This is a genomic window from Larkinella soli, assembly GCF_003703975.1.
GTDB lineage: Bacteria > Bacteroidota > Bacteroidia > Cytophagales > Spirosomataceae > Larkinella > Larkinella soli.
The window spans coordinates 1-19,539 of record NZ_QTJY01000014.1; the positions used below are offsets into that span (position 1 = coordinate 1).

Sequence of the window (19,539 nt, forward strand, 5' to 3'; positions counted from 1 at the left end):
CGGTGAAAACCACCCCCCGGCCCCCCTCCTTACCAAGGAGGGGGAGTGCGCTACCCGTTTCACAAGTTGGCGAAGCCACCCCCTCCTGTTTTAGGAGGGGGCCGGGGGGTGGTCCGGCCGGTCCGGCCAACAAAAAAGCGCTGCCGGTGTTGAAACCGGCAGCGCCATATCTTTTGACTGGTTCAGATTCCGTTACTTCTGCTCCGTCAGCAGGTTGAAGAACTCGTCGAGTTTCGGCAACAGGATGATTTCGGTCCGGCGGTTGGCCTGACGACCGGTCTCCGTGGTGTTGTCTTCCTTCGGCAGGTATTCCGAACGACCACCGGCCGTCAGACGCGAGGGAGCCACGCCGAACTGGGTTTGCAGCACCCGGACGACCGAGGTCGCCCGCAGTACGCTCAGATCCCAGTTGTCCTTCATGAACTGCGTCTGGATCGGGTACACGTCGGTGTGCCCTTCGACCAGCACGTCCAGCTGCTTATGATCGTTGATGACCTGCGCTACCTTGCCCAGCACCACCTCGGCCCGTTTGTTGACTACGTAGCTGGCGGAAGGGAACAGCAGTTTGTCGGAGATCGACACGTAAACCACGCCTTTCTTGACCTCTACCTGGACATCGGAATCGTTGATGTCGGAGAGCGTACGCTTCAGGTTCTTCACCAGCACCAGGTTGATCGAGTCTTTTTTGGCCTGCGACGAAGAAACGCTCGACAGGGTTTCCAGCGACTTCCGGATGCTCTCGGCGCCGGCCTTGCTCACAACCGACAGATCGGCCATGCGGTCGAGAAGATTGTTGTTGTTCTTTTTCAGATAATCGACCTGATTCTGGAGGTCGTTCACCTGGCCGGTTTTGGTTTGCAGGTCGGTATCCTTCGTTCGCAGCGAAGCCTGGAGGTCAGCGTTTTTCTGATTACAGTCGTTGAGTTCGACCTTCATCCGGTCATGAATCGTTTGTAATTCGGCAAGCCGTTTCTTACTGGCACAGGAGGAAAAGACAGTTACGAAAGCTAAACCAAACAATATTTTTTTCATGGGTCATTTTTGGGATAGAAGAATTGAATAGTAGCTCAATATAACCTGCAAGTTACGATGCAATTTGCAAAGGTTACAAGAGAACTTTTGTAATATTTCAATTTTTAAGGATTTTCTAATAAATAAAACTCTTTATAAAGAGTAATCAATAAGCCCTATTGGTCTTGTCAATCAACCACTACCGGCGGCTCTCCATCTCACTGCGAAGAGTTGAAAGATTTGTTTATTTTCGGCAAGTCCACAACCCTTCTTTCATGATCAGCCGCCTTCTTTTTTTTGTCTTGATCGGCCTGTCGGCCGTCGGTGCTCCCCCGGTCCGGCGCTCGGTACAATCGCCCGACGGCCGGACGACGCTAACTGTCGAAGTGACCGACCGCATCCGGTTCTCCGTCGCCCGTTCGGGCCGTCCGCTCCTGAATCCGTCGGCGGTCTCGATGACGCTTGGCGACGGCCGCCGGCTCGGCTTTCAGCCGACGGTTCGGCGGAGCGGTCTGCGGCAGGTGCGGGACTCCATCCTGGCACCGGTCGCCATTAAACGCCGGGTGGTTCACGACCATTACAACGAACTGACTCTCGACTTCCGGGGCGACTTTTCGCTCATTTTCCGGGCTTACGATGACGGCATCGCTTACCGGTTCCGGACCAGCCTCCCGGATTCGATCACCATCCGGAGCGAGGAAGCCCGCTTCGAGCCGGCCGGCGATCCGCAGATCTATTATCCCGCCGTGGCCCCGCGCCCCGACGCCGACCGGTTTCATACGTCCTTCGAGGAACCGTACCAGGTCCGGCCGCTGAGCCAGATGCCCGATACCGCCCTGTGTTTTACGCCCGTGCTGGCCGCCCGCAGCGATTCGCTCCGCATCGTCGTCACGGAATCCGACCTGGAAGACTACCCGGGGATGTTTCTTTCCCGAGAAGGATCAGCTCTGAAAGGCGTTTTTGCGCCCTTTCCGCTGGCCGAGCGCATGACGCAGGGAGAATTTCCGCAGGCCGTCGTAACGCAACGGGCCGGGTTTATCGCCCGAACCGTCGGCCGCCGGGTGTTTCCGTGGCGTGTGCTGCTCATCGGCACCGACCGGGCCCTCCCGGCATCGGACCTGGTCTACCGGCTGGGCGCACCCAACCGGCTGACCGACGTCTCCTGGATCCGGCCGGGCCTCTGCACAGACGAATGGATCACCAACATCAACCTGTTCAATGTGCCGTTCCGGGCGGGGATCAATACGGCCACCTACAAGTTTTACATCGACTTCGCCAAACGGTTCGGCTTTGACCGGATTCTGCTGGACGCGGGCTGGTCGGATTACCTCGACCTGTTCAAAATCACGCCGGGTCTGGACATCGACGAACTGGCCCGCTACGCCAAAGCCCAGGGCATCAGCCTCAGCATGTGGACCTTAGCTTCCACCCTCGACCGGCAGCTGGAGCCGGCTCTCCGGCAGTTTCAGCGCTGGGGCGTCGATTTCATCATGACCGACTTCATGGACCGCGACGACCAGAAAACCGTCAACTTCTACCACCGCATCGCCCAGGCGACAGCCCGGGCCCGCATCATGATCATGTACCATGGGGCCTTCAAACCCGCCGGTTTCGAGCGGACGTATCCGCACGCCATCACCCGCGAGGCCGTGCTGGGTTCCGAATACAACATCTGGAGCGGCAAGGCCACGCCCGAACACGACCTGCTGCTGCCCTTCATCCGGATGACGGCCGGCCCGCTGGATTACGAACCCGGTCTGCTCAGCAATGCCACGAAGGAGCAGTTCCGGCCCATCGCCGGCCAGGTGATGTCGCAGGGAACGCGCTGCCACCAGCTGGCGATGTTTCTCGTCTACGACAGTCCGTTACCGATTTTTTCCGGCAATCCGTCGCAGGCCCTGCTCGAACCGCGTTTCATGGAGTTTCTGGGCGACTTCCCGACCACCTACGACGAAACCCGCGTCCCCGACGCCCGGCTGGGCGACTACATCCTGACGGCCCGCCGAAAAGGCCGCGACTGGTATGTGGCCGGCATGACCGACTGGACCGCCCGCGACCTGACCCTCCGGCTCGATTTTCTGAGCGAAGGCACCTACGAAGCCACGCTCTGCGCCGACGGCCCCAACGCCGACCGCAACCCCGTCGACTACCAGTTCGCGACCCGGGCCGTCTCCCGGACCGACACGCTGCCGGTTCATCTGGCCCCCGGGGGTGGGTTTGTGGTCCGGTTACGAAGAAAATAAGGTTTTTCGCTTAGATTTACTCCGGCAATTCCTTACCTCTAACGATGAAACGACTCTTCACTTTTTTCTCATTGCTCCTCAGCATGACAGCCCTTGCACAACCGGCGAAGGAAATTCTTTACGTCGGCACCTACTCAACGCGCGGAAGCGAAGGAATCTACGTATTCGAGTTTGACCGGGCCAAAGGCACGCTCCAGCAGGTTCAGACGGTTTCCAACGCCAAAAGCCCCTCATTCCTTGCGGTTCACCCATCCGGCAAATACCTGTATTCGGTCAACGAGGCCGCGGCCAACTCGGGGGGTGTCAGCGCCTACGCCATCGAAGCGAAAACCGGCCGGCTGACGGCCCTCAACCAGCAGTCGTCGCGCGGGCGCGGGCCCTGCCACATCGCCATCGACCAGACCGGCAAGCTGGCCTTCGTCTCCAACTACGGGGGCGGCACCTTCACGGTCCTGCCGATTCAGGCCGACGGCTCGCTGGGCGTCGCCACCGACAGCATCAAATACGAGGGCAGCGGAGCCAACAAGCAGCGGCAGGACAAACCGCACATCCACTCGGCGACGCTCTCACCCAACAACCGCTTCGTCTACGTCTGCGACCTCGGCACCGACCGTGTCTATATCTATGAGTTCGACCAGGCCAGCGGCAAGGTAAAACCCGCATCGACGCCCTTCGCAACGGTTTCGCCCGGCTCCGGCCCGCGTCACATCGCCATCCATCCCAACGGCAAATACCTGTATCTGGTCGAGGAACTGACCTCCTCGGTCGCCACCTTCGAGATGGACCCGAAAACCGGCGCCCTGAAGCTGATCGAAGACAACGTGAAGACCCTGCCGGCCGATTTCAGCGGCAGCAACACCAGCGCCGACATTCATACCGACCCGAAAGGCAAATTCCTGTATCACTCCAACCGCGGCTACAACGCCCTGGCGGTGCTGTCCATCGCCAAAGACGGCAAACTGACGCTCATCGATCAGGCTCCGACGGAAGGCAAAACGCCCCGCAATTTTATGGTCGACCCGAAGGGGGAATACGTCTTTGCGGCCAATCAGGATACGGACAACATCGTGGTATATAAACTCGACGGAAAAACCGGCCGGCTCACCCCGACCGGTACTCAGGTAAAAGTGCCGGCCCCGGTCTGCATCAAACATTTCGCCATACAGTAAGCAGTTGACATACAGCCAGATAACAACGGCTTCCGATCCCCGGAAGCCGTTGTCGTTTTTTTGACCGTTTACCAGTACATCCGCTATATTTCCCTTTCATCACCCGATTTTTACGGTTGGTTACATTTCCACTATCAATTGATCGGTAACTCTCTCATTTTTACCTGACTTTCAGATTCAGCGATGGAAACGCTTTCTGCCCGTTTGTCGGCCTCCCAACCAGAACACCTCATCGGTGCGCTGCATCGGACGCCGGGTCCCGACGGCCGGCCGGCCGCCTTCCAAAGCACCTTGCCCGAACAGTACGACAACATTCCGGCCGGGCTGCCCTCCCCGGCCATCCCGGATTTCGGCATCTGCGATTTTCAGGCAATGGGATAGCAGGGATCAACGTCCAGTCGCACTTTCGGGCCGGACGAAAAGAAGAGAGAAACACAAAACAACAGATACGATGAAAACCATGGAAACTGCCGCCCCCGCTGCCGGGTGGCTCGAAGAACGGGAACCCGACCCCGAGCAACTGGTGGCTGCGCTGATCGACGCCCCCGAAGAAATGGTGCTGACCGGCCCCGGCGCGGCTCCGATCATCGAACGGATCTTCCATCACTTTGCCCCCGCTGCCGGCGATGTGGTGATCTCCCGTCCGTCCTTCATTCTGTACGAATTTCTGGCGCAGGTGGCCGGTATCCGGCCCGAATACTGGCCGCTGAACGAAGAATACCAGTACGATCTGATGCGGTTTCCGGCCATCCGGGCCAACTCCTTCGTGCTGATCGCTTCCCTGACGCCCACCAGCACCTTCATTCCCGAACGCACCCTGGCGACGCTACTCGAAGCCTATCCCGAATCGCTGTTCGTGCTGGACGACGACGGCAACGAAACCTCGACGACCGCCTACCAGTCGCTGCTGTATCGGTTCCAGAACCTGATGATCGTCCGGGCGGTATCCGGTACCTACGCCAACGCCGGGCTGCCGTCAGGGTACGTGCTGGCTCACCCGCACTGGCTTCGCGCCCTGAAGGAAAGCGCCGGCCCGGCCGGACTGTTCGGCCCGACGGCCGAGGTCGAACTGGAGGAAGACGAACCCCAGTTCTGCTGATTGACCCGTTTTATCAGCCCTGTGATGCCCGGATTAAATTTGAAAAACGTAAGCGTAGCCCATGGTCAGGATAGGGAGTGCGATGAAGTCGGACTCCTCTCTTTTTAAACGGCCATTCAGGCGGATGTTTCTTTTATGCTAAAACTCAGTGCGACCACGACCAGCAGCAGGATCAGGAAACCGAAAGCAACGCTTAGGGAAGAATGGTCGGCGATAAAACCCAGCAACGCAGGACCGGCCAGCATTCCCGTATAACCAAGCGTGGTAATGGCGGGTATACTAACCGTTGGGGAGATTCCGGGCAGCCGGCCGGCCGCACTAAAAAAGATAGGTACAATGTTGGCCGCTCCCAGGCCCAGCAACACAAACCCGACCAGCACCCCCACTACCCAGGGACTCCCCACCGCCAAACCCAGGCCGGCCGCCCCCAGCAAACTGCCGCCGACCACGACGGCCTTGCCTTTCAGGCGAGCCACGATGCCGTCCCCCACCAGCCGCATCGTCGCCATGGCAACCGAAAAGGCCGAATAACCGGCTCCCGCAAATTCGGGTTCGACGCCTTTCGTATCACGCAGAAAAACGGCACTCCAGTCCAGAATGGCCCCTTCGGCCAGAAAAACGACGAAGCACATGGACCCCAGGAACAGGACTCTGCCGTCTAACCAGCCGAACCGCCGGCCGGCTGCGGAAGGCTGCTCATCGGTTGCCGAGAAGCGGGCAATCGCCTGTTGCTCCACCTTCAAAGGGAATAAATAGTTGTACTGAGTGAGGGTAATGACGATCATCAGACCGGCAATACTGACCGCGGCATAGACGGGATTCAGCCCCAGTTTCATCAAAAAGCCTAATCCCAGAGAACCCAACAGCCCCCCCAGGCTAAACAGACCATGTAAGGACGACATAATGGGCCGGCCATAAAGATTCTGCACCTGTACGCCGTGGGCATTCATAGCTACATCGATGGTGCCGATGCCTGAACCAAACAGGAATAACGTGCCGGCCATAGCAGCAGGGGAGGCAAGCGTAACCAGCAGCGGCAGGGCAAGAGCCATGACCAGGGCGGCACCCGTCATGACGATGCGGCTGCCTAACCGGTTCACCAGCCAGCCCGAAACGGGCATCATCAGCATGGCCCCCGCCCCCAGCAGCAGCAGTAACAAACCCAGATCGGCCTCGTTCATAGTCAGGCGATCTTTGGCCAGGGGCACCATCGGCGCCCAGCTGGACATGCCCAGACCGCAAACCAGAAAAATCAATTGGGTAGCCAGGCGGGCTTTTATGACCGGCTCCGATCGAATAGCTGCGTCCATGAAGTAATTAACGGGTAGCGATAGCCAAATGTATAAAAAAGTGAATCCCTCCTTCAACTGTCCCCGCAGGAAATAAACCGAAGTTCACGCATATTACACAGGGCACGATTCTACCCTCCCGGGCGGTTCGGCATCCTGTTGACCACCCCCCGGCCCCCTCCTTGTTAAAGAGGGGATGGCTCCGCAGGGTTTGAATCGGGCAGCGCTCTCCCCCTCCTTGCTAAGGAGGGGGCTGGGGGTGGTCCGGCGGCCCGTGTTCCCCCGGATGACCATCCGACCTGGAAGCAAAAACCCTTCCCCAAACCACCGCTCAAGGGCTCTTGAGCGAGAAGACGGCGGCAGCCGTGGCCGGGCCGGAGCAGCCGCAGCTTCGCTGATTTACTTGCTGATTTTCAAGCCCGTTTCCAGGCGCTGGGCTGCATTGTCCCAGTTCATGTAGCTGAACAGTTCGTCGACGAAGTCCGTCCGCTTGTTTTTATATTTGAGGTAATAGGCGTGTTCCCAGACGTCGACCACCATCAGCGGCACGATGCCCCAAACGGTCAGCTTTTCGTGATTTTCGACCTCCAGAACATGGAGCCGGTCGGATTGCGGGTGATACCCCAGCAGGCCCCAGCCGTTGCCGTCCACATTCTTGGAATGATGCGCCAGCTGCGCCTTCATTTTGTCGAACGTGCCGAAATCCTTCTCGATCCGGCGGAGCAGCTCTCCCTTCGGTTCGGTCTTTCTATTGGTCAGATTGGTCCAGAAAATGGTATGCAGCACGTGGCTCGACAGGTGCAGCGACAGCTTTTTGGTCCAGTAGTCCACGCCCTCGAAGTTTCCCGTTTCCCGCGCCGTCTTCAGTAAATCGGTCGCTTTGTTGGCGGTATTCACCGCCCCGCCGTGGTGCGCCGTGTAGTGCAGTTTCAGGATGTCGGCCGGCATGAAGGGTTCCAGGAAGCCGTCGGCGTAGGGCAGGGGGCCCAGCACGTATTTTCCGGTGGCATCGGTCAGCCGGTCCATGCCGCCTTCGGCCAGGCCGGCGCTGAATACGTCGTTGCCCGTCAGCAGAGCCGCCCCGGTAATTAGGGCGGATTTTTGAAAAAATTCCTGTCGATTCATCATTTCCATGGCATGCTTTTCACCGGAACGGCTTCAGATTCGGTGGTTCCTTTTACACGTTGATGACAAATTTCAGCAAAAGCCCCAGTACGGCCGCGGCCAGAATGACGTGCGGTTCCTGAATCTTTTTAAAACGGTACAGCACCAGGGCGGCCGCCAGCGCGATCAGCACCGTGGGCAGGTCGATCAGCTGCCGTTTGGCCAGGACCAGCACCGAACCGGCGATGGCGCCCACGGCCGCGGCCGTCACCCCGTCGACAAACGCCCGGATGGCGGGTCGTCTGCCGTATTTTTTGAAATAGGGCGCCGGCACGACCGTGAAGACGTAACACGGCAGAAAGGTCGCCAGGGCGGCTACGCAGGCACCTGGAAGGCCGGCGATCAGATACCCGATGAACCCCACCGTAATCACGACCGGGCCGGGCGTAATCATCGCCACCGCCACGGCGTCCAGAAACTGCGTTTCGTTCAGCCAGCCGTACTCCTTCACCAGCCCGCCGTAAAGAAAAGGCACGATCGCCAGACCGCTTCCGAAGACGAAAGCGCCGGCCTTCGTGAAGAAAACCGCAATCTTCCAGAGCACGGAATCCCCCGTTCCGACCGCCGGAACCAGCGCGAGCAGACCGACCGGAGCGATGCTTTGCAGCCGGAGCCGCAGGCCCGGACTCCGTACCAGCCAGATCAGCACTCCGGCGGCCAGTACGAGCCAGACGTTCTCCGACTCGGTAATGAAGGTGATGAGGGCCAGCGCAATGAAAATGCCCCACAGCCAGTAATCCTTCCCCAGCGATTTGGTGGTGAGCTTATAGCTGCTGATGGTAATGATTCCGATAACGGCCGCCCCGATGCCGTAAAACAGCGCCTGCATCCAGGGCAGCCCACCGAACCGCTGGTAGACGAAGCCGAGCGCCAGCACCATCAGAAACGAGGGCAGCACAAACGCCAGCCCGGCCAGCGTGGCCCCCGCGATCCGGTAATGAACATACCCAAGATAGATCGCCAGCTGGGCCGCCAGCGGCCCCGGAGCCAGCTGGGCGAGCGCCAGCCCTTCGCGGTAATCCTCCTCCGAAATCCACTTCCGGTCTTCCACCAGATCGCGGTGCATGTAGCCGACCAGGGCCACCGGGCCGCCGAAACCGACCGCGCCCAGTTTCAGAAAGTAGAGCGTCAGCCGGCTCAGCGAATACGCAGGTGACTCGTTCATGGCGTTTTAAAATGCGATACCGAACTGAAAACCGATGGTGAGCGAGGTCGGATGGTCGTTTCCGAACCGGACCGGAACCGGGATGGCGACGAAATAGCCGCTGTTCTTATTCTTTTTGACGATCTTGTTCAGTACCGGCGTGAAGCCGTAGCGGCCCGAGGTTTCGAAGGCGGCCCGCGTCGCCAGCGTGAACCCTTTCCCCAGCGCCAGCAGCAGGCCGGGGTGAATCAGCACGTTGGACATCCGGCTGACGCCGTTCTCGGCCCGCACGAACGGAACGATCTCCAGCGAAAACCCGACTTTGGCACTTTTCCAGATATTGATGCCAAGCGGCATGCCGCCGACGTAATACTCCTTGAAATTGGTCACAGTACCCTCTTCACTGAAGGTGACGATGGGATGAAGAATCCCGACGTAACCCGCGATCCGGGGATACACCGGCGGGGGCGTCTCCTGCGCCAGAACCTCCGGCCCGAATGTACTTGTAAGAATGAAAAAAGACACAAAAAAGGCGATTCGTTTAAAGACTTGCATGCGATAATTCAGGTTTTTACCGCAATACTATGAACGGAACGCCTGCCAAAATAGAACGGAATTATCCTTTTGTATTTCCTTTACCTTGTACTATACTTTTTCTGTAGGCTGAAGGATTTTTACCGGTATGCTTTTTGAAGATCCTCGTGAAGTGGCTCTGGTCGGAAAAACCGGTCAGGTAGGCGATCTCGGAAAGCGTGCTTTTCGACGATTCCAGCAGCTGGATGGCCTTCTCGATCCGCAGCTTACGGATGTATTCCCCGAACGACAGATTGTCGAAATACCGCGAGAACTCGCGCGACAGATAAGTCGGGTTGACGTTCAGGTTCTCCGACACGGTTTTCAGGCTCAGCGTCAGATTGGTATCGATGTGGTCCTGAATCATTTCCTCCAGGTCGGAGATCCAGGCCGGCACCTTCGTTCGTTTGCTTTTCGGCGCGTTCAGGTAGGTCTGGTAAACCCGCAGCAGAAGCTGTTCGGTCGGGTGCTGGGTGTGTCTGACGTTATAAAGCTGTGCGGCCCAGGTGTAGAGGGCGTCGTAGATCATCATGCCCTTTTCGAGCAGTTCGTAATCGTCGCGGATGTTGTAGGCCAGCCCGGCCGAGATGGCCCAGAGGCCGGCCGCCTGCTCGGCCAGCGTATGGTCGTCGGTGTCCGCCCCCCGGACGATGGGCGCCAGCCGGTGCAGGGCCGGGTCTTTCAGCCGGTATTTTTTCAGAAAATAATCAAACGTACACTGGTCGCCGTAGTGCGAGAATTCAACGTCCGGAATGTCGAACGGCGTTGCGCCCAGCTGCTCCGCCCGGGTTTTCACCTCCCCCTCCGGGCAGAAGACGATCTCCGCTTCGGGGTCGATAAACCGCCGGATCAGCCAGGGGCAGGCAATCCGGTCGATCTTGGGCCGTTCACGCGTTATCCATTTCATAGGTGCATCGATAATGGGAATCCGGTTTTATTCCAAAAGAACCGTGCCGATGTGGTAGCTGTTGGCCGCGTTCAGCACCTGATCGTGGTCGGCTTCCAGCACGTGTTCCTCAAAACCGCCCGTCGTGAAAGGCCGCCAGCGAAAATCAGGCCGGATCTCATACTGAAACGCCGACGAATCGCTCGCCCTGAACAACAGGATGGGGCTGCCGATGGGAGTAGTGACCCGGCCGTGCCGGACGTAGTGCCGAACCGCCGAACCGCAGGCTTCCTGCCAGCCCGGCGTCCGGACGGGCGGTTCCTGCTCCGGTCGGCCGACATTCAGCCGGCTTCGGTACCGGTCGATGGCCCGATGAAGGCTGCCGCCCCAGCCGACGCCGTTGCCGCCTTTCAAAGCCACCGCCACCTTCCGGCCGATGCGGCCCACGTCCTTCCGCAGCGATTCGCGGAACGTCACCCGCCGGTAGAGCGGGGTGTCGAGCAGCACGAGCCGGTGCAGCGCCTGCCGGTGGGCCTGCTCCAGCGCCAGGGCCACCTGGTAAGCCAGCAGCCCGCCGAAGGAAAAGCCGAGCAGCACACTTTCGGCCGGGCGGGTGATCAGACCGGCCACCTGCCCGATCAGGTCGGGGAAGGCCAGCAACTCGCCTTCCGGCGAAAAAGGCTCATAGTGAACAAAATACAGGTTATACTGCCGATGCAGCCGGTTTTCGATCCGGCCGTACATCCGGCGGTCGCCGGGCAGGGGCGGAATGAAATACAGGTCGCGACGGGTCGGGTCGGGCGGGTTCAGCGGGATGGCCCGGACGGCGGCTTTCCGGTGGCCCGCCAGAAAATACGCCAGCGCCTTCGGGGTCGGAAACGAAAAGACGGCATGGGCCGGAAGGATGATTCCCAACCCATTTTCCAGTTCGGCCAGACTGCTTTCCGCCGTGAGCGAATCCCCGCCCAGATCGGTAAAAAAGTCGTCGTAATCCGACGGTGCGGCTTTCAGTGCCAGCTCTTTCTGCCAGACGGCTTTGATCCGGGCTACCCAGCGGCCCAGTTCTCCCTCGGCCGACCGATCGGCTTCGGCTCCAGCGGCCCCGGTTTCGGGCAGAGCTGGCAGTCGGGGCCGGTCGAGTTTCCCGGTTTTAGTCCGGGGCAGGGCTTCTACGACGGCATAGCGGTCGGGGAGCATCGTCAGGGGCAGGCGCTGCGCCAGGGATTGCTTCAGAGTCGGCAGGTCGAAACCCGGTTCCACGCAGAGGAAGGCATTCAGCCGGGGCCGCGACGGATGGGCGGTATCGCAGGTGACGGCCGCATCCCGGACACCGGGTTCACGCTTCAGCTCGTTCTCCAACTGAATCAGGCTCACTTTCTGCCCGTTGATCTTTACCATGAAATCCGTCCGGCCGCACCAGTACAGGAACCCGTCGGCGTCGAAATAGCCCAGGTCGCCGGTGGCGTAAACCACCTCGCCGTCGGGCCGGACTTCATACGCCTTCCGGGTGGCTTCCGGATGGTTTGCATACCCTGCCGGAATGTGCCGCGCCCGAACGACGATCTCGCCCACTTCACCGACCGGCAGAACGGCCCCGGTTTCCGAACGGATCGTCACCGTTCTGCCGGCCACGGGCCGGCCGACGGAGAACAGATGCTCGCCCGCGGGGCTGTCGGTCCGGATTTTCTGCTCGGAGATGGTGCGGGTTTCGGTCGTGGCATAGGCCACCTGCAGGGTAGTCTGCGGACCGAAACGGCTTTGAAAAGCTGCAATGTCTTCGGGCCGGACGGGTTCCGCACCGACCGAAAGCATCCGAAGATCCGGCAGGGTCCGGAAGTCCGTATCGCTTTTGAGCAGCGCCCGAAACGTACTTACGGACAGGCTGCTGAAGGTGATTCGCTGCGTTTTCCAGAAACCGGGCAGCGACAGCACCCCTTCGGTTTTGAGGTCGTACAGCACGAGCGTGGCCCCGCTCAGCAGCGCCGGAAAAACGCAGGCCAGGGAGGCACTGAACTCGAAGGAAAACAGCTGATCGATCCGGTCGGTCGCCTGTATCCGGTTGTCGGCGATCTGGCGGAGCGTGTCCGTCATGACGCTCGCGTGCGAATGAACGACCTGCTTGGGCGGGCCGGTGCTGCCGGAGGTCGTAAACAGACAGAACGGCTCGTCCGGCCCGACGGCGGGCCAGTCCTCCGCCGGCATCGCTGCCGCGGGCAATGACGGGGGCAGGAGCGTCGGCCCATCCGTCGTGGAGTAATAGTAATTACCGGATAAAAGTACGCCGATTAGGGCCGCCACGTGTTCAATCGGGTCTCGCGCAGGCACGGCAATGCATTGCCCCCGCAGCCCCTGTCCAACCAGCCCGGCGGCATACCGGCCGGCCCGGTGAGCCAGTTCTTCGTAGGAAAGGCTGCGGCCGGACGCGACTACGGCGGTTTTTTCGGGATAAGCCCGAACCACTTCCATCCAGCGTAACCGGAATTCAGCGCTCATAGACCCGGAAGCTTTTGTAAGGCACCAGACCTACCTTCAGCATATTCCGGTAGCTCGCGCTGTTGTCGTAGGCCCAGGAGTAGACGTTCTTCGCTTTCTGGCGGTAACACCAGTCGAGCCGGGTTTCCAGGGCGTGCGTATGGTAGCCTTTGTTGCGGTGGTCGGGCAGGATGGCCCCGCCGGCCAGAAAGTAGTTGTTCCCCTTGTCGTAGAGGACGGCGATGCCTACGGGCCGTCCGGAATCGGTAACGTGGTACAGCGAGATGCCCCGGCTGCCCAGCAGTTGCCGGAAGTTGGTTACGACGGGCGCCAGGTTTTTCTGTTCGGACTCGAAGCCGGTCAGGTAATCGGCCGTGAAGGCGGGCAGCGATTCTTCCGAAACCGGGTCAAGGCCCAGGCTGGGCAACTCCGGGCCCCGGCCGGGCCGGTCGGCGGGGGCGCTGACCACCCGAAGCCGTTCTTTCAGCGTATAGCCCTGTTCGGACAGAAAATCGTAATGCTCTTCGGCGTACAGGGCTTCGTCGATCAGCAGGCGGTGGTGGCGAATCTGCCGGTCGCCGTAGAATGAGACGGCCCGCTCGACGACGTCCGGGAGGTTGTCGGGATCGAAACAGACGCAGTAGTTGAAATACCCCACGTCGGTGAAGGAAAGAAACAGGGCGTTCGGATGCGATTCGATGTTGATTTTTCCGGCGTTGTCGGCAACGGCGTCATAGCGGCTGAGCCGTTCGACATCATACTCCAGGAAGAGTTCCATACATTCAATTAAAGGTTCAGGACAATCAGGTACAGGTATTATCTTTTTGTGAAATTCGGTTTTGGCTTGAGTATATGGGCAGTTCGGGTTAATTTTCGGGCTCTTTCCGGCTTTCCGTTTTCGACTTACCCAGCCCATGAAACGATTCCAATTCCTGCCGACCTTCGCGGTCTTTACTCTCTGTCTTTTTGCCTTCGGCGTGGTTGTCGGTCAGAAAGCGCCATCAAAATACGTACTTATCGGGTATGTTGGTTCAGGGAGGTGGACAAAAGAAGACATTGAGGCCAATAAATTAACGCACATCAATTATGCCTTTGCCGTTCCGGCGGCCAACGGCGAACTGGCCCCGCTCCGGCCTAAAGATGAGGCCAATCTGGCTGCGCTGCACTCGCTGAAGGCGGCAAACAAAGACCTTAAGATCCTGATTTCCATCGGCGGATGGGGCGGCTGCAAGTACTTCTCGGATGTCGCCCTGACGGACGCTTCCCGCAAGAAGTTTGCCGCCAGCACCCTGGCCCTGCTGAAGAAACACCGGCTCGACGGCATCGATATCGACTGGGAATATCCGGACCAAATCGGGGATAATAATATTTTCCGGCCCGTCGACAAGCAGAACTTTACGCTGCTGCTGAAGGAATTGCGGGAACAGCTCGATGCGCAGGGCAAACAGGATCGCCTGCCGGCCTCGGGCCATTACCTGCTGACGGCCGCCACCGGGGGCGACACGGCTTTCGTGAATCATACCGAACTCCGGAACGCCCAGAAGTACCTCGATTACGTCAACATCATGACGTACGATCTCTACCACGGCAACGACAAAAAGACCGGCCACCACAGCAGCCTCTATCAGTCGGCCCTGAGCGACCGGTCGCGCAACAGTTCGGACGATGCCGTCGACGGCCACATCAAAGCCGGGGTGCCGGCCTCGAAGATCGTGCTGGGCCTGCCCTTCTACGGCCGTGGCTGGACCGACGTCAACCCGACGAACAACGGTCTGTTTCAGCCCTCGGCGGGCAAGCACATGAGCCCGAACTTCCACGATCTGGTCGACAACTACATCAACAAGAACGGATTTACCCGGTATTGGGATGAACAGGCCAAATCGCCGTACCTGTGGAATCCGCAAAGCCGCACGTTCATCTCCTACGCCGACGAGGAATCGCTCCGATACAAAATTGATTACGTCAAATCCAAAGGGCTGGCGGGGGCCATGTTCTGGGAATACACGCTCGACAAGGATAAAAGACTGCTCAACACGCTGGTGAAAGGGCTGGCGAAATAAGCATTCCGGCTATAACTATCTAACTACCTTTGCATTCCGTATGAAAACCTTTTTCTCATCGCTCGTTCTGGTTTCTCTCCTATCGACGGGTATGGCCTTTGCACAGACGAAAGTGATCGCCCACCGGGGAGCCTGGAAAAACACCGGCGCTCCGCAGAACTCGCTGGCTTCCCTGAATGAAGCCATTAAAATGGGCTGTTACGGCAGCGAGTTCGACGTGCATATGTCGGCCGATTCGGGCCTGTTCATCAATCACGACCACACGTATCAGGGGATATCGCTGGAAACGACGCCCTCGGCCCAGCTGGCGGGCCTGAAACTGCCCAACGGCGAATCGCTGCCCACGCTGGAAGCCTACCTGAAAGAAGGGCTGAAGCAGAAGAAAACCCGGCTGATTCTGGAAATCAAGGCGTCGAAGATCGGCAAGGAGCGTTCCCTGACCCTGACCGACAAGGTGGTTCAGACGGTGAAAGCCATGAAAGGCCGGAAGCTGGTCGATTACATCAGCTTCGACTACGACGTCTGCAAACGGGTGAAAGAACTGGACCCGAAGGCCAACGTAGCCTATCTGATGGGCGATAAGGCGCCGGAACAACTGGCCGCCGACGGTCTCTACGGGCTGGATTACCACTTCACCATCATGAAGAAGAACGAAAACTGGATCCGGGAAGCCCACGACAAAAAGCTGACGGTCAACGTCTGGACCGTCAACGACAAGGACACGATGAACTGGCTGGTCGAACGCAAAGCCGAGTTCATCACCACCGACGAACCCGAGACCCTCCTCCAGTTAACCAAATCCCTCTGAAGCAAATGGGCGCCGGTGAACCACCGGCGCCCATTTCATCTATAAACCTGATCATTAAAAAACACAACCCCAAACGCCCCACTCTTACACTGCCCAACTCTTACACTCCCCAACTCACTTCACTCTCCCGCCGACCAGCGCCACACACAGCCCCATGGCCGCGATGATGGAGAACGAAATGCGGAGGCTCGTGGCACCGGCCACCAGACCAATCAGCGGAGGACCAATCAGGAAGCCCAGAAAACCGATGGTCGAAACGGCAGCCAGGGCTACCCCGGGCGACATCGTCGTCGATTTGCCGGCAGCGCTGTAGACCAGCGGCACGACCGACGACACCCCGAAGCCGACCAGGAAAAAGCCGACGATCGACGGGCCGAGATACGGCATCAGCACCGAGATCAGCAGCCCCGAAGCGATCAGCAGCCCGCTCAGCTGGAGGGTGCGTTTCAGGCCGAAGCGGCTCGTGAACCAGTCGGCCAGAAAGCGGCCGAGGGCCATCGTGCTCATGAAGGCGGTATACCCGGCCCCGATCCAGGCCGGGTCGGCCATGACCACCTTCCGGAAATACACTCCGCTCCAGTCGAACATGGCGCCTTCGCAGATCATGGAACAGAAGGCGACGATGCCCAGCGTCAGGAGCGTTTTGTCCGGTCTGGCAAACAGAGGGGCGTCGGATTTCTCCCCGGCTTCATCCGGTAAGATATAGCGGGAAGCGACGGCCAGGGCCGCCAGGGCGAAAAACAGAATGAAGGCGAAGTGCTGATACGGCACTACCCCGGCCCCGATCATAATCGTTCCGATAGTGGCCCCCGTAAAACCGGCCAGACTCCATAAGCCGTGGAAAGAAGCCATAATGGAACGACCATACATCGCTTCCACCCCGACGGCCTGCGTATTGACGGAAATGTTCGCCATGTTACCGGCAAAGCCGAAAACGAACAGAAAAGCCATCAGCTGGACCGTGCTTTGCGCCAGCCCGAGGCTCACCAGCGTGACGGCATACAGGGCCACCGCCAGCGTGACGACCCGGCGGCTGCCGATTTTCGTGATGAGCCAGCCTGAAAACGGCAGCGACAGCATCAGACCGGCGGGCAAAGCCAGCAGAACCCCGCCCAGCTGGGTGTCGGAAAGGCCGAGCGCCTGCTGGATGTTGGGAATCCGGGAGGCCCAGCTCGCAAAGGACAGGCCCATTAAAAAGAACAGTGTACCGACGGCCGCCCGGCGAATGAGCCGGGTGCCGAAGGGGGTGGACAAATGGAAAGAAGTAAAATTCATTCTCGGAAAAGTTCAAGTTGTATTCAATCGGCACGCTTTAATTGCAATCGCTCTTTACGGATAAACAGCTCCTTTATGAGCGCAATAAGCGGAAATTTTGCTTAAATCTTAACAAAGATATTTCTGAACGGTTCTTGGATTTGGTCAATTCCACAAGAGTTCGTATTCTTTGTTCCTATTATCCAAAAAATGGGGAATCGGGATGGGTTTCTATCTTTGAAGCGGAGGACTCAGGCAAAGAGCGACTATGCAGCATATCATCTTCTTCCCGACCCCGGCCGACCTGCGCCGGTGGTTTGAAGAAAATCACGAAACAGAAAAGGAAGTACAGGTCGGATACTATAAGGTCGGTTCCGGCAAACCCAGCATTACCTGGCCCGAGTCGGTCGATGAAGCGCTCTGCTTCGGCTGGATCGACGGGGTGCGGCACCGGATCGACGAGGAAAGCTATACCATCCGGTTTACGCCCCGGAAAGCGAAAAGTATCTGGAGTACGGTCAACATCAACCGGGTGGCCGAGCTGACGCAGCAGGGCCGGATGCGCCCGGAGGGGCTGGCGGCTTTTGAAAAACGCGACGAGAAGAAGTCCGGTATTTACGGTTACGAGCGGGAGGACACCCGGCTCAGCGAGGAATTTGAAGCGCAGTTGCGGGCAAATGAAGCCGCCTGGGCGTTTTTGCAGACACAGGCGCCCTATTACCGGAAAACCGCCGGTCACTGGGTGATGAGCGCCAAACAGGAAGCCACCCGCCTGAAGCGACTGGCTTCCCTGATCGAGTGTTCGGCCAGGGGCGAAAAACTGCCGCAATACCGCTATTCGGACAAAAAAGCCTGAGCGTTACGCCGGCTGCGGGTGCAGGGTCTCGATGGACGAGCTTTCCTGGTAGTTGTCGTAGTCGGTGTTGATCTCCCAGAGGTCGTGGTTGCGGTCGGAAACGATGTTCTCGGCGGCCAGGATGCCCATCAGGATAGAGTGGTCCTGGTTGTTGTACTTGAACGACCCATACCGCCCGATGACGCTCAGGCCGGGCAGGCCGGACAGGTAATCCTGCACGGGTTTGAGCAGGTCCTTGTAACCTTTGGAATACACCGGATAACTCCGCGCCAGCCGCCGGACGTGGCCCTCGGAAACCGGCGCATCAGCGATCAGCCCGGTTTGCCGCAGCTCGCGCTTCGCCATATCGATCAGTTCGGCATCGGGCTGCGTCCAGACCGGATCGGTGTCGTAGCACCAGTATTCCATCACCAGGATGCTGGCTTTTTCACCGTTGATGATCTCCGGGACCCAGTTGCTGAAGTTGGTGATCCGGCCGGTCTGCAGTTCCTTCGAATGGATGTAGAGCCAGTTGTCGGGAAACAGATTTTCGCCCTCGACTTTCAGGTAAATCAGGATGGTGTTGCGGTACGTCAGGCTCTCCACCCGCCGGCGAATGTCGGCCGGAACTCCGGGAAGGCGGCTGACGAGCAGCGTTAGGGGCATGGTCGAGATGATGTGGTCGAAGGTCCGGCGGGTGCCGTCTTCGAGCAGCAGCGTACGCCGGTTCTCCTCGTCCTCCCCGCCCACCGCATGGACCGGCGTTTTCAGGTGCACCCGGCCGCCGTGGCGGTTGACGTAGTCGGCCATGCGTTCGTAGATCATGCCGCTGCCGCCGGTCGGGTAGGCGAACTGGTCGATGAGGGTTTTGTGGGTGTTGCCCTTCCCGCCTTTCAGCGCATTTTTGACGGCCTCGCCGAGCGACAGCTTCTTGATGCGCTGGGCCGCGAAATCGGCATCCAGCTCCGTACAGGGAATCCCCCAGAGCTTCTCGGAATAGGTCTTGAAGAAGATGGAATACAGCCGGACGCCAAACCGCCGGACCACCCACGACTCGAAGGTGTCGGACTCGGGGGTGGGCGACAGCTTTTCCCGCAGATAGCTGATCAGACAGCCGACCGACTGCCCGACGCCGAGCTTCCTCAGCGCATCGACGGGTTTGAGCGGATAATGGAAAAATTTCGAGTTGTAGTAGATGCGGGTCAGCCGGTTCACCATGCGGTAATCCCGGCCGGCCACCTCGAACCAGACTTTGTTGATCCGGCTGTCGCTGGTGAAGAACCGGTGCGGTCCCAGATCGACCTTCTGATTCCATAGTTCGATGGTCTGCGCCAACCCTCCTACTCTCGGTCCGGCTTCGAACACTTCCACGGCAATACCGGCCTTGGCCAGTTCGTAGGCGGCCGTCAGACCTGCCGGTCCGGCACCGATAATTCCGACTTTCAAGTCACGGTCTTTCCGCATAATCTCGCCTGTAATGGTGACCCTCTGTTTATTTATTGTGCTTTAAATCAATACATTGCTTCAGGTCT

17 protein-coding genes are annotated in these 19,539 nt (G+C 59.0%); 7 read left to right on the plus strand and 10 right to left on the minus strand.

Annotated features, from left to right (window positions below):
* Positions 1 to 192 precede the first annotated feature (192 nt).
* Positions 193 to 1,032, minus strand: coding sequence for an OmpA/MotB family protein (locus DX909_RS21625; protein WP_128547314.1), 840 nt, complete (start codon positions 1,030 to 1,032; stop codon positions 193 to 195).
* A gap of 254 nt (positions 1,033 to 1,286) precedes the next feature.
* On the opposite strand from DX909_RS21625, the gene DX909_RS21630 reads away from it, so the two are divergent.
* The 4 genes from DX909_RS21630 (at position 1,287) to DX909_RS21645 (ending at position 5,522) form a co-directional block, all read left to right on the plus strand.
* Positions 1,287 to 3,254, plus strand: coding sequence for a glycoside hydrolase family 97 protein (locus DX909_RS21630; RefSeq protein WP_128547315.1), 1,968 nt, complete (start codon positions 1,287 to 1,289; stop codon positions 3,252 to 3,254).
* Between the two features lie 83 nt (positions 3,255 to 3,337).
* On the plus strand, positions 3,338 to 4,423 hold the full coding sequence (locus DX909_RS21635; protein ID WP_229311142.1) for a lactonase family protein: 1,086 nt from the start codon (positions 3,338 to 3,340) through the stop codon (positions 4,421 to 4,423).
* Positions 4,424 to 4,606: 183 nt separating this feature from the next.
* Positions 4,607 to 4,804, plus strand: a complete 198-nt coding sequence (locus DX909_RS21640) for a hypothetical protein (RefSeq protein WP_128547317.1) — start codon at positions 4,607 to 4,609, stop codon at positions 4,802 to 4,804.
* Between the two features lie 70 nt (positions 4,805 to 4,874).
* Positions 4,875 to 5,522 (plus strand): aminotransferase class I/II-fold pyridoxal phosphate-dependent enzyme, encoded by a 648-nt coding sequence (locus DX909_RS21645; protein ID WP_128547318.1) that lies wholly within the window; start codon positions 4,875 to 4,877, stop codon positions 5,520 to 5,522.
* Between the two features lie 116 nt (positions 5,523 to 5,638).
* On the opposite strand, the gene DX909_RS21650 is transcribed toward DX909_RS21645, so the two are convergent.
* The 7 genes from DX909_RS21650 to DX909_RS21680 form a co-directional block, all read right to left on the minus strand.
* Positions 5,639 to 6,832 (minus strand): MFS transporter, encoded by a 1,194-nt coding sequence (locus DX909_RS21650; RefSeq protein WP_128547319.1) that lies wholly within the window; start codon positions 6,830 to 6,832, stop codon positions 5,639 to 5,641.
* 378 nt (positions 6,833 to 7,210) lie between these two features.
* A complete protein-coding gene (locus DX909_RS21655) occupies positions 7,211 to 7,939 on the minus strand; it encodes a superoxide dismutase (protein WP_229311143.1) in 729 nt (242 codons plus the stop codon).
* Between the two features lie 49 nt (positions 7,940 to 7,988).
* A complete protein-coding gene (locus DX909_RS21660; RefSeq protein ID WP_128547320.1) occupies positions 7,989 to 9,140 on the minus strand; it encodes a chromate transporter in 1,152 nt (383 codons plus the stop codon).
* Positions 9,141 to 9,146: 6 nt separating this feature from the next.
* The gene (locus DX909_RS21665; protein ID WP_229311144.1) at positions 9,147 to 9,644 is read right to left on the minus strand and encodes a hypothetical protein; all 498 of its coding nucleotides are present in this window, start codon (positions 9,642 to 9,644) and stop codon (positions 9,147 to 9,149) included.
* A gap of 91 nt (positions 9,645 to 9,735) precedes the next feature.
* Positions 9,736 to 10,599 carry a chromate resistance protein ChrB domain-containing protein gene (locus DX909_RS21670; protein ID WP_128547322.1) on the minus strand — a complete coding sequence of 288 codons (864 nt, stop codon included), beginning with the start codon at positions 10,597 to 10,599 and terminating at the stop codon, positions 9,736 to 9,738.
* A gap of 27 nt (positions 10,600 to 10,626) precedes the next feature.
* Complete coding sequence (locus DX909_RS21675) at positions 10,627 to 13,071, minus strand: AMP-binding protein (protein ID WP_128547323.1); 2,445 nt, start codon at positions 13,069 to 13,071, stop codon at positions 10,627 to 10,629.
* On the minus strand, positions 13,061 to 13,828 hold the full coding sequence (locus tag DX909_RS21680; protein ID WP_164851364.1) for a GNAT family N-acetyltransferase: 768 nt from the start codon (positions 13,826 to 13,828) through the stop codon (positions 13,061 to 13,063). Before DX909_RS21680 ends, DX909_RS21675 begins: the two co-directional genes overlap by 11 nt.
* Before the next feature lie 136 nt (positions 13,829 to 13,964).
* Between DX909_RS21680 and DX909_RS21685 the strand changes: the two genes are divergently transcribed.
* Positions 13,965 to 15,110 carry a glycoside hydrolase family 18 protein gene (locus tag DX909_RS21685; RefSeq protein ID WP_128547325.1) on the plus strand — a complete coding sequence of 382 codons (1,146 nt, stop codon included), beginning with the start codon at positions 13,965 to 13,967 and terminating at the stop codon, positions 15,108 to 15,110.
* A gap of 40 nt (positions 15,111 to 15,150) precedes the next feature.
* A complete protein-coding gene (locus DX909_RS21690) occupies positions 15,151 to 15,918 on the plus strand; it encodes a glycerophosphodiester phosphodiesterase (RefSeq protein ID WP_128547326.1) in 768 nt (255 codons plus the stop codon).
* Positions 15,919 to 16,032: 114 nt separating this feature from the next.
* Here the strand turns inward: DX909_RS21690 and DX909_RS21695 are convergent, their stop codons facing one another.
* A complete protein-coding gene (locus DX909_RS21695; protein ID WP_128547327.1) occupies positions 16,033 to 17,193 on the minus strand; it encodes an MFS transporter in 1,161 nt (386 codons plus the stop codon).
* A gap of 247 nt (positions 17,194 to 17,440) precedes the next feature.
* On the opposite strand from DX909_RS21695, the gene DX909_RS21700 reads away from it, so the two are divergent.
* On the plus strand, positions 17,441 to 18,028 hold the full coding sequence (locus DX909_RS21700) for a YdeI/OmpD-associated family protein (protein ID WP_128547328.1): 588 nt from the start codon (positions 17,441 to 17,443) through the stop codon (positions 18,026 to 18,028).
* A gap of 3 nt (positions 18,029 to 18,031) precedes the next feature.
* On the opposite strand, the gene DX909_RS21705 is transcribed toward DX909_RS21700, so the two are convergent.
* Complete coding sequence (locus DX909_RS21705; protein ID WP_128547329.1) at positions 18,032 to 19,471, minus strand: FAD-dependent oxidoreductase; 1,440 nt, start codon at positions 19,469 to 19,471, stop codon at positions 18,032 to 18,034.
* Between the last annotated feature and the right edge of the window lie 68 nt (positions 19,472 to 19,539).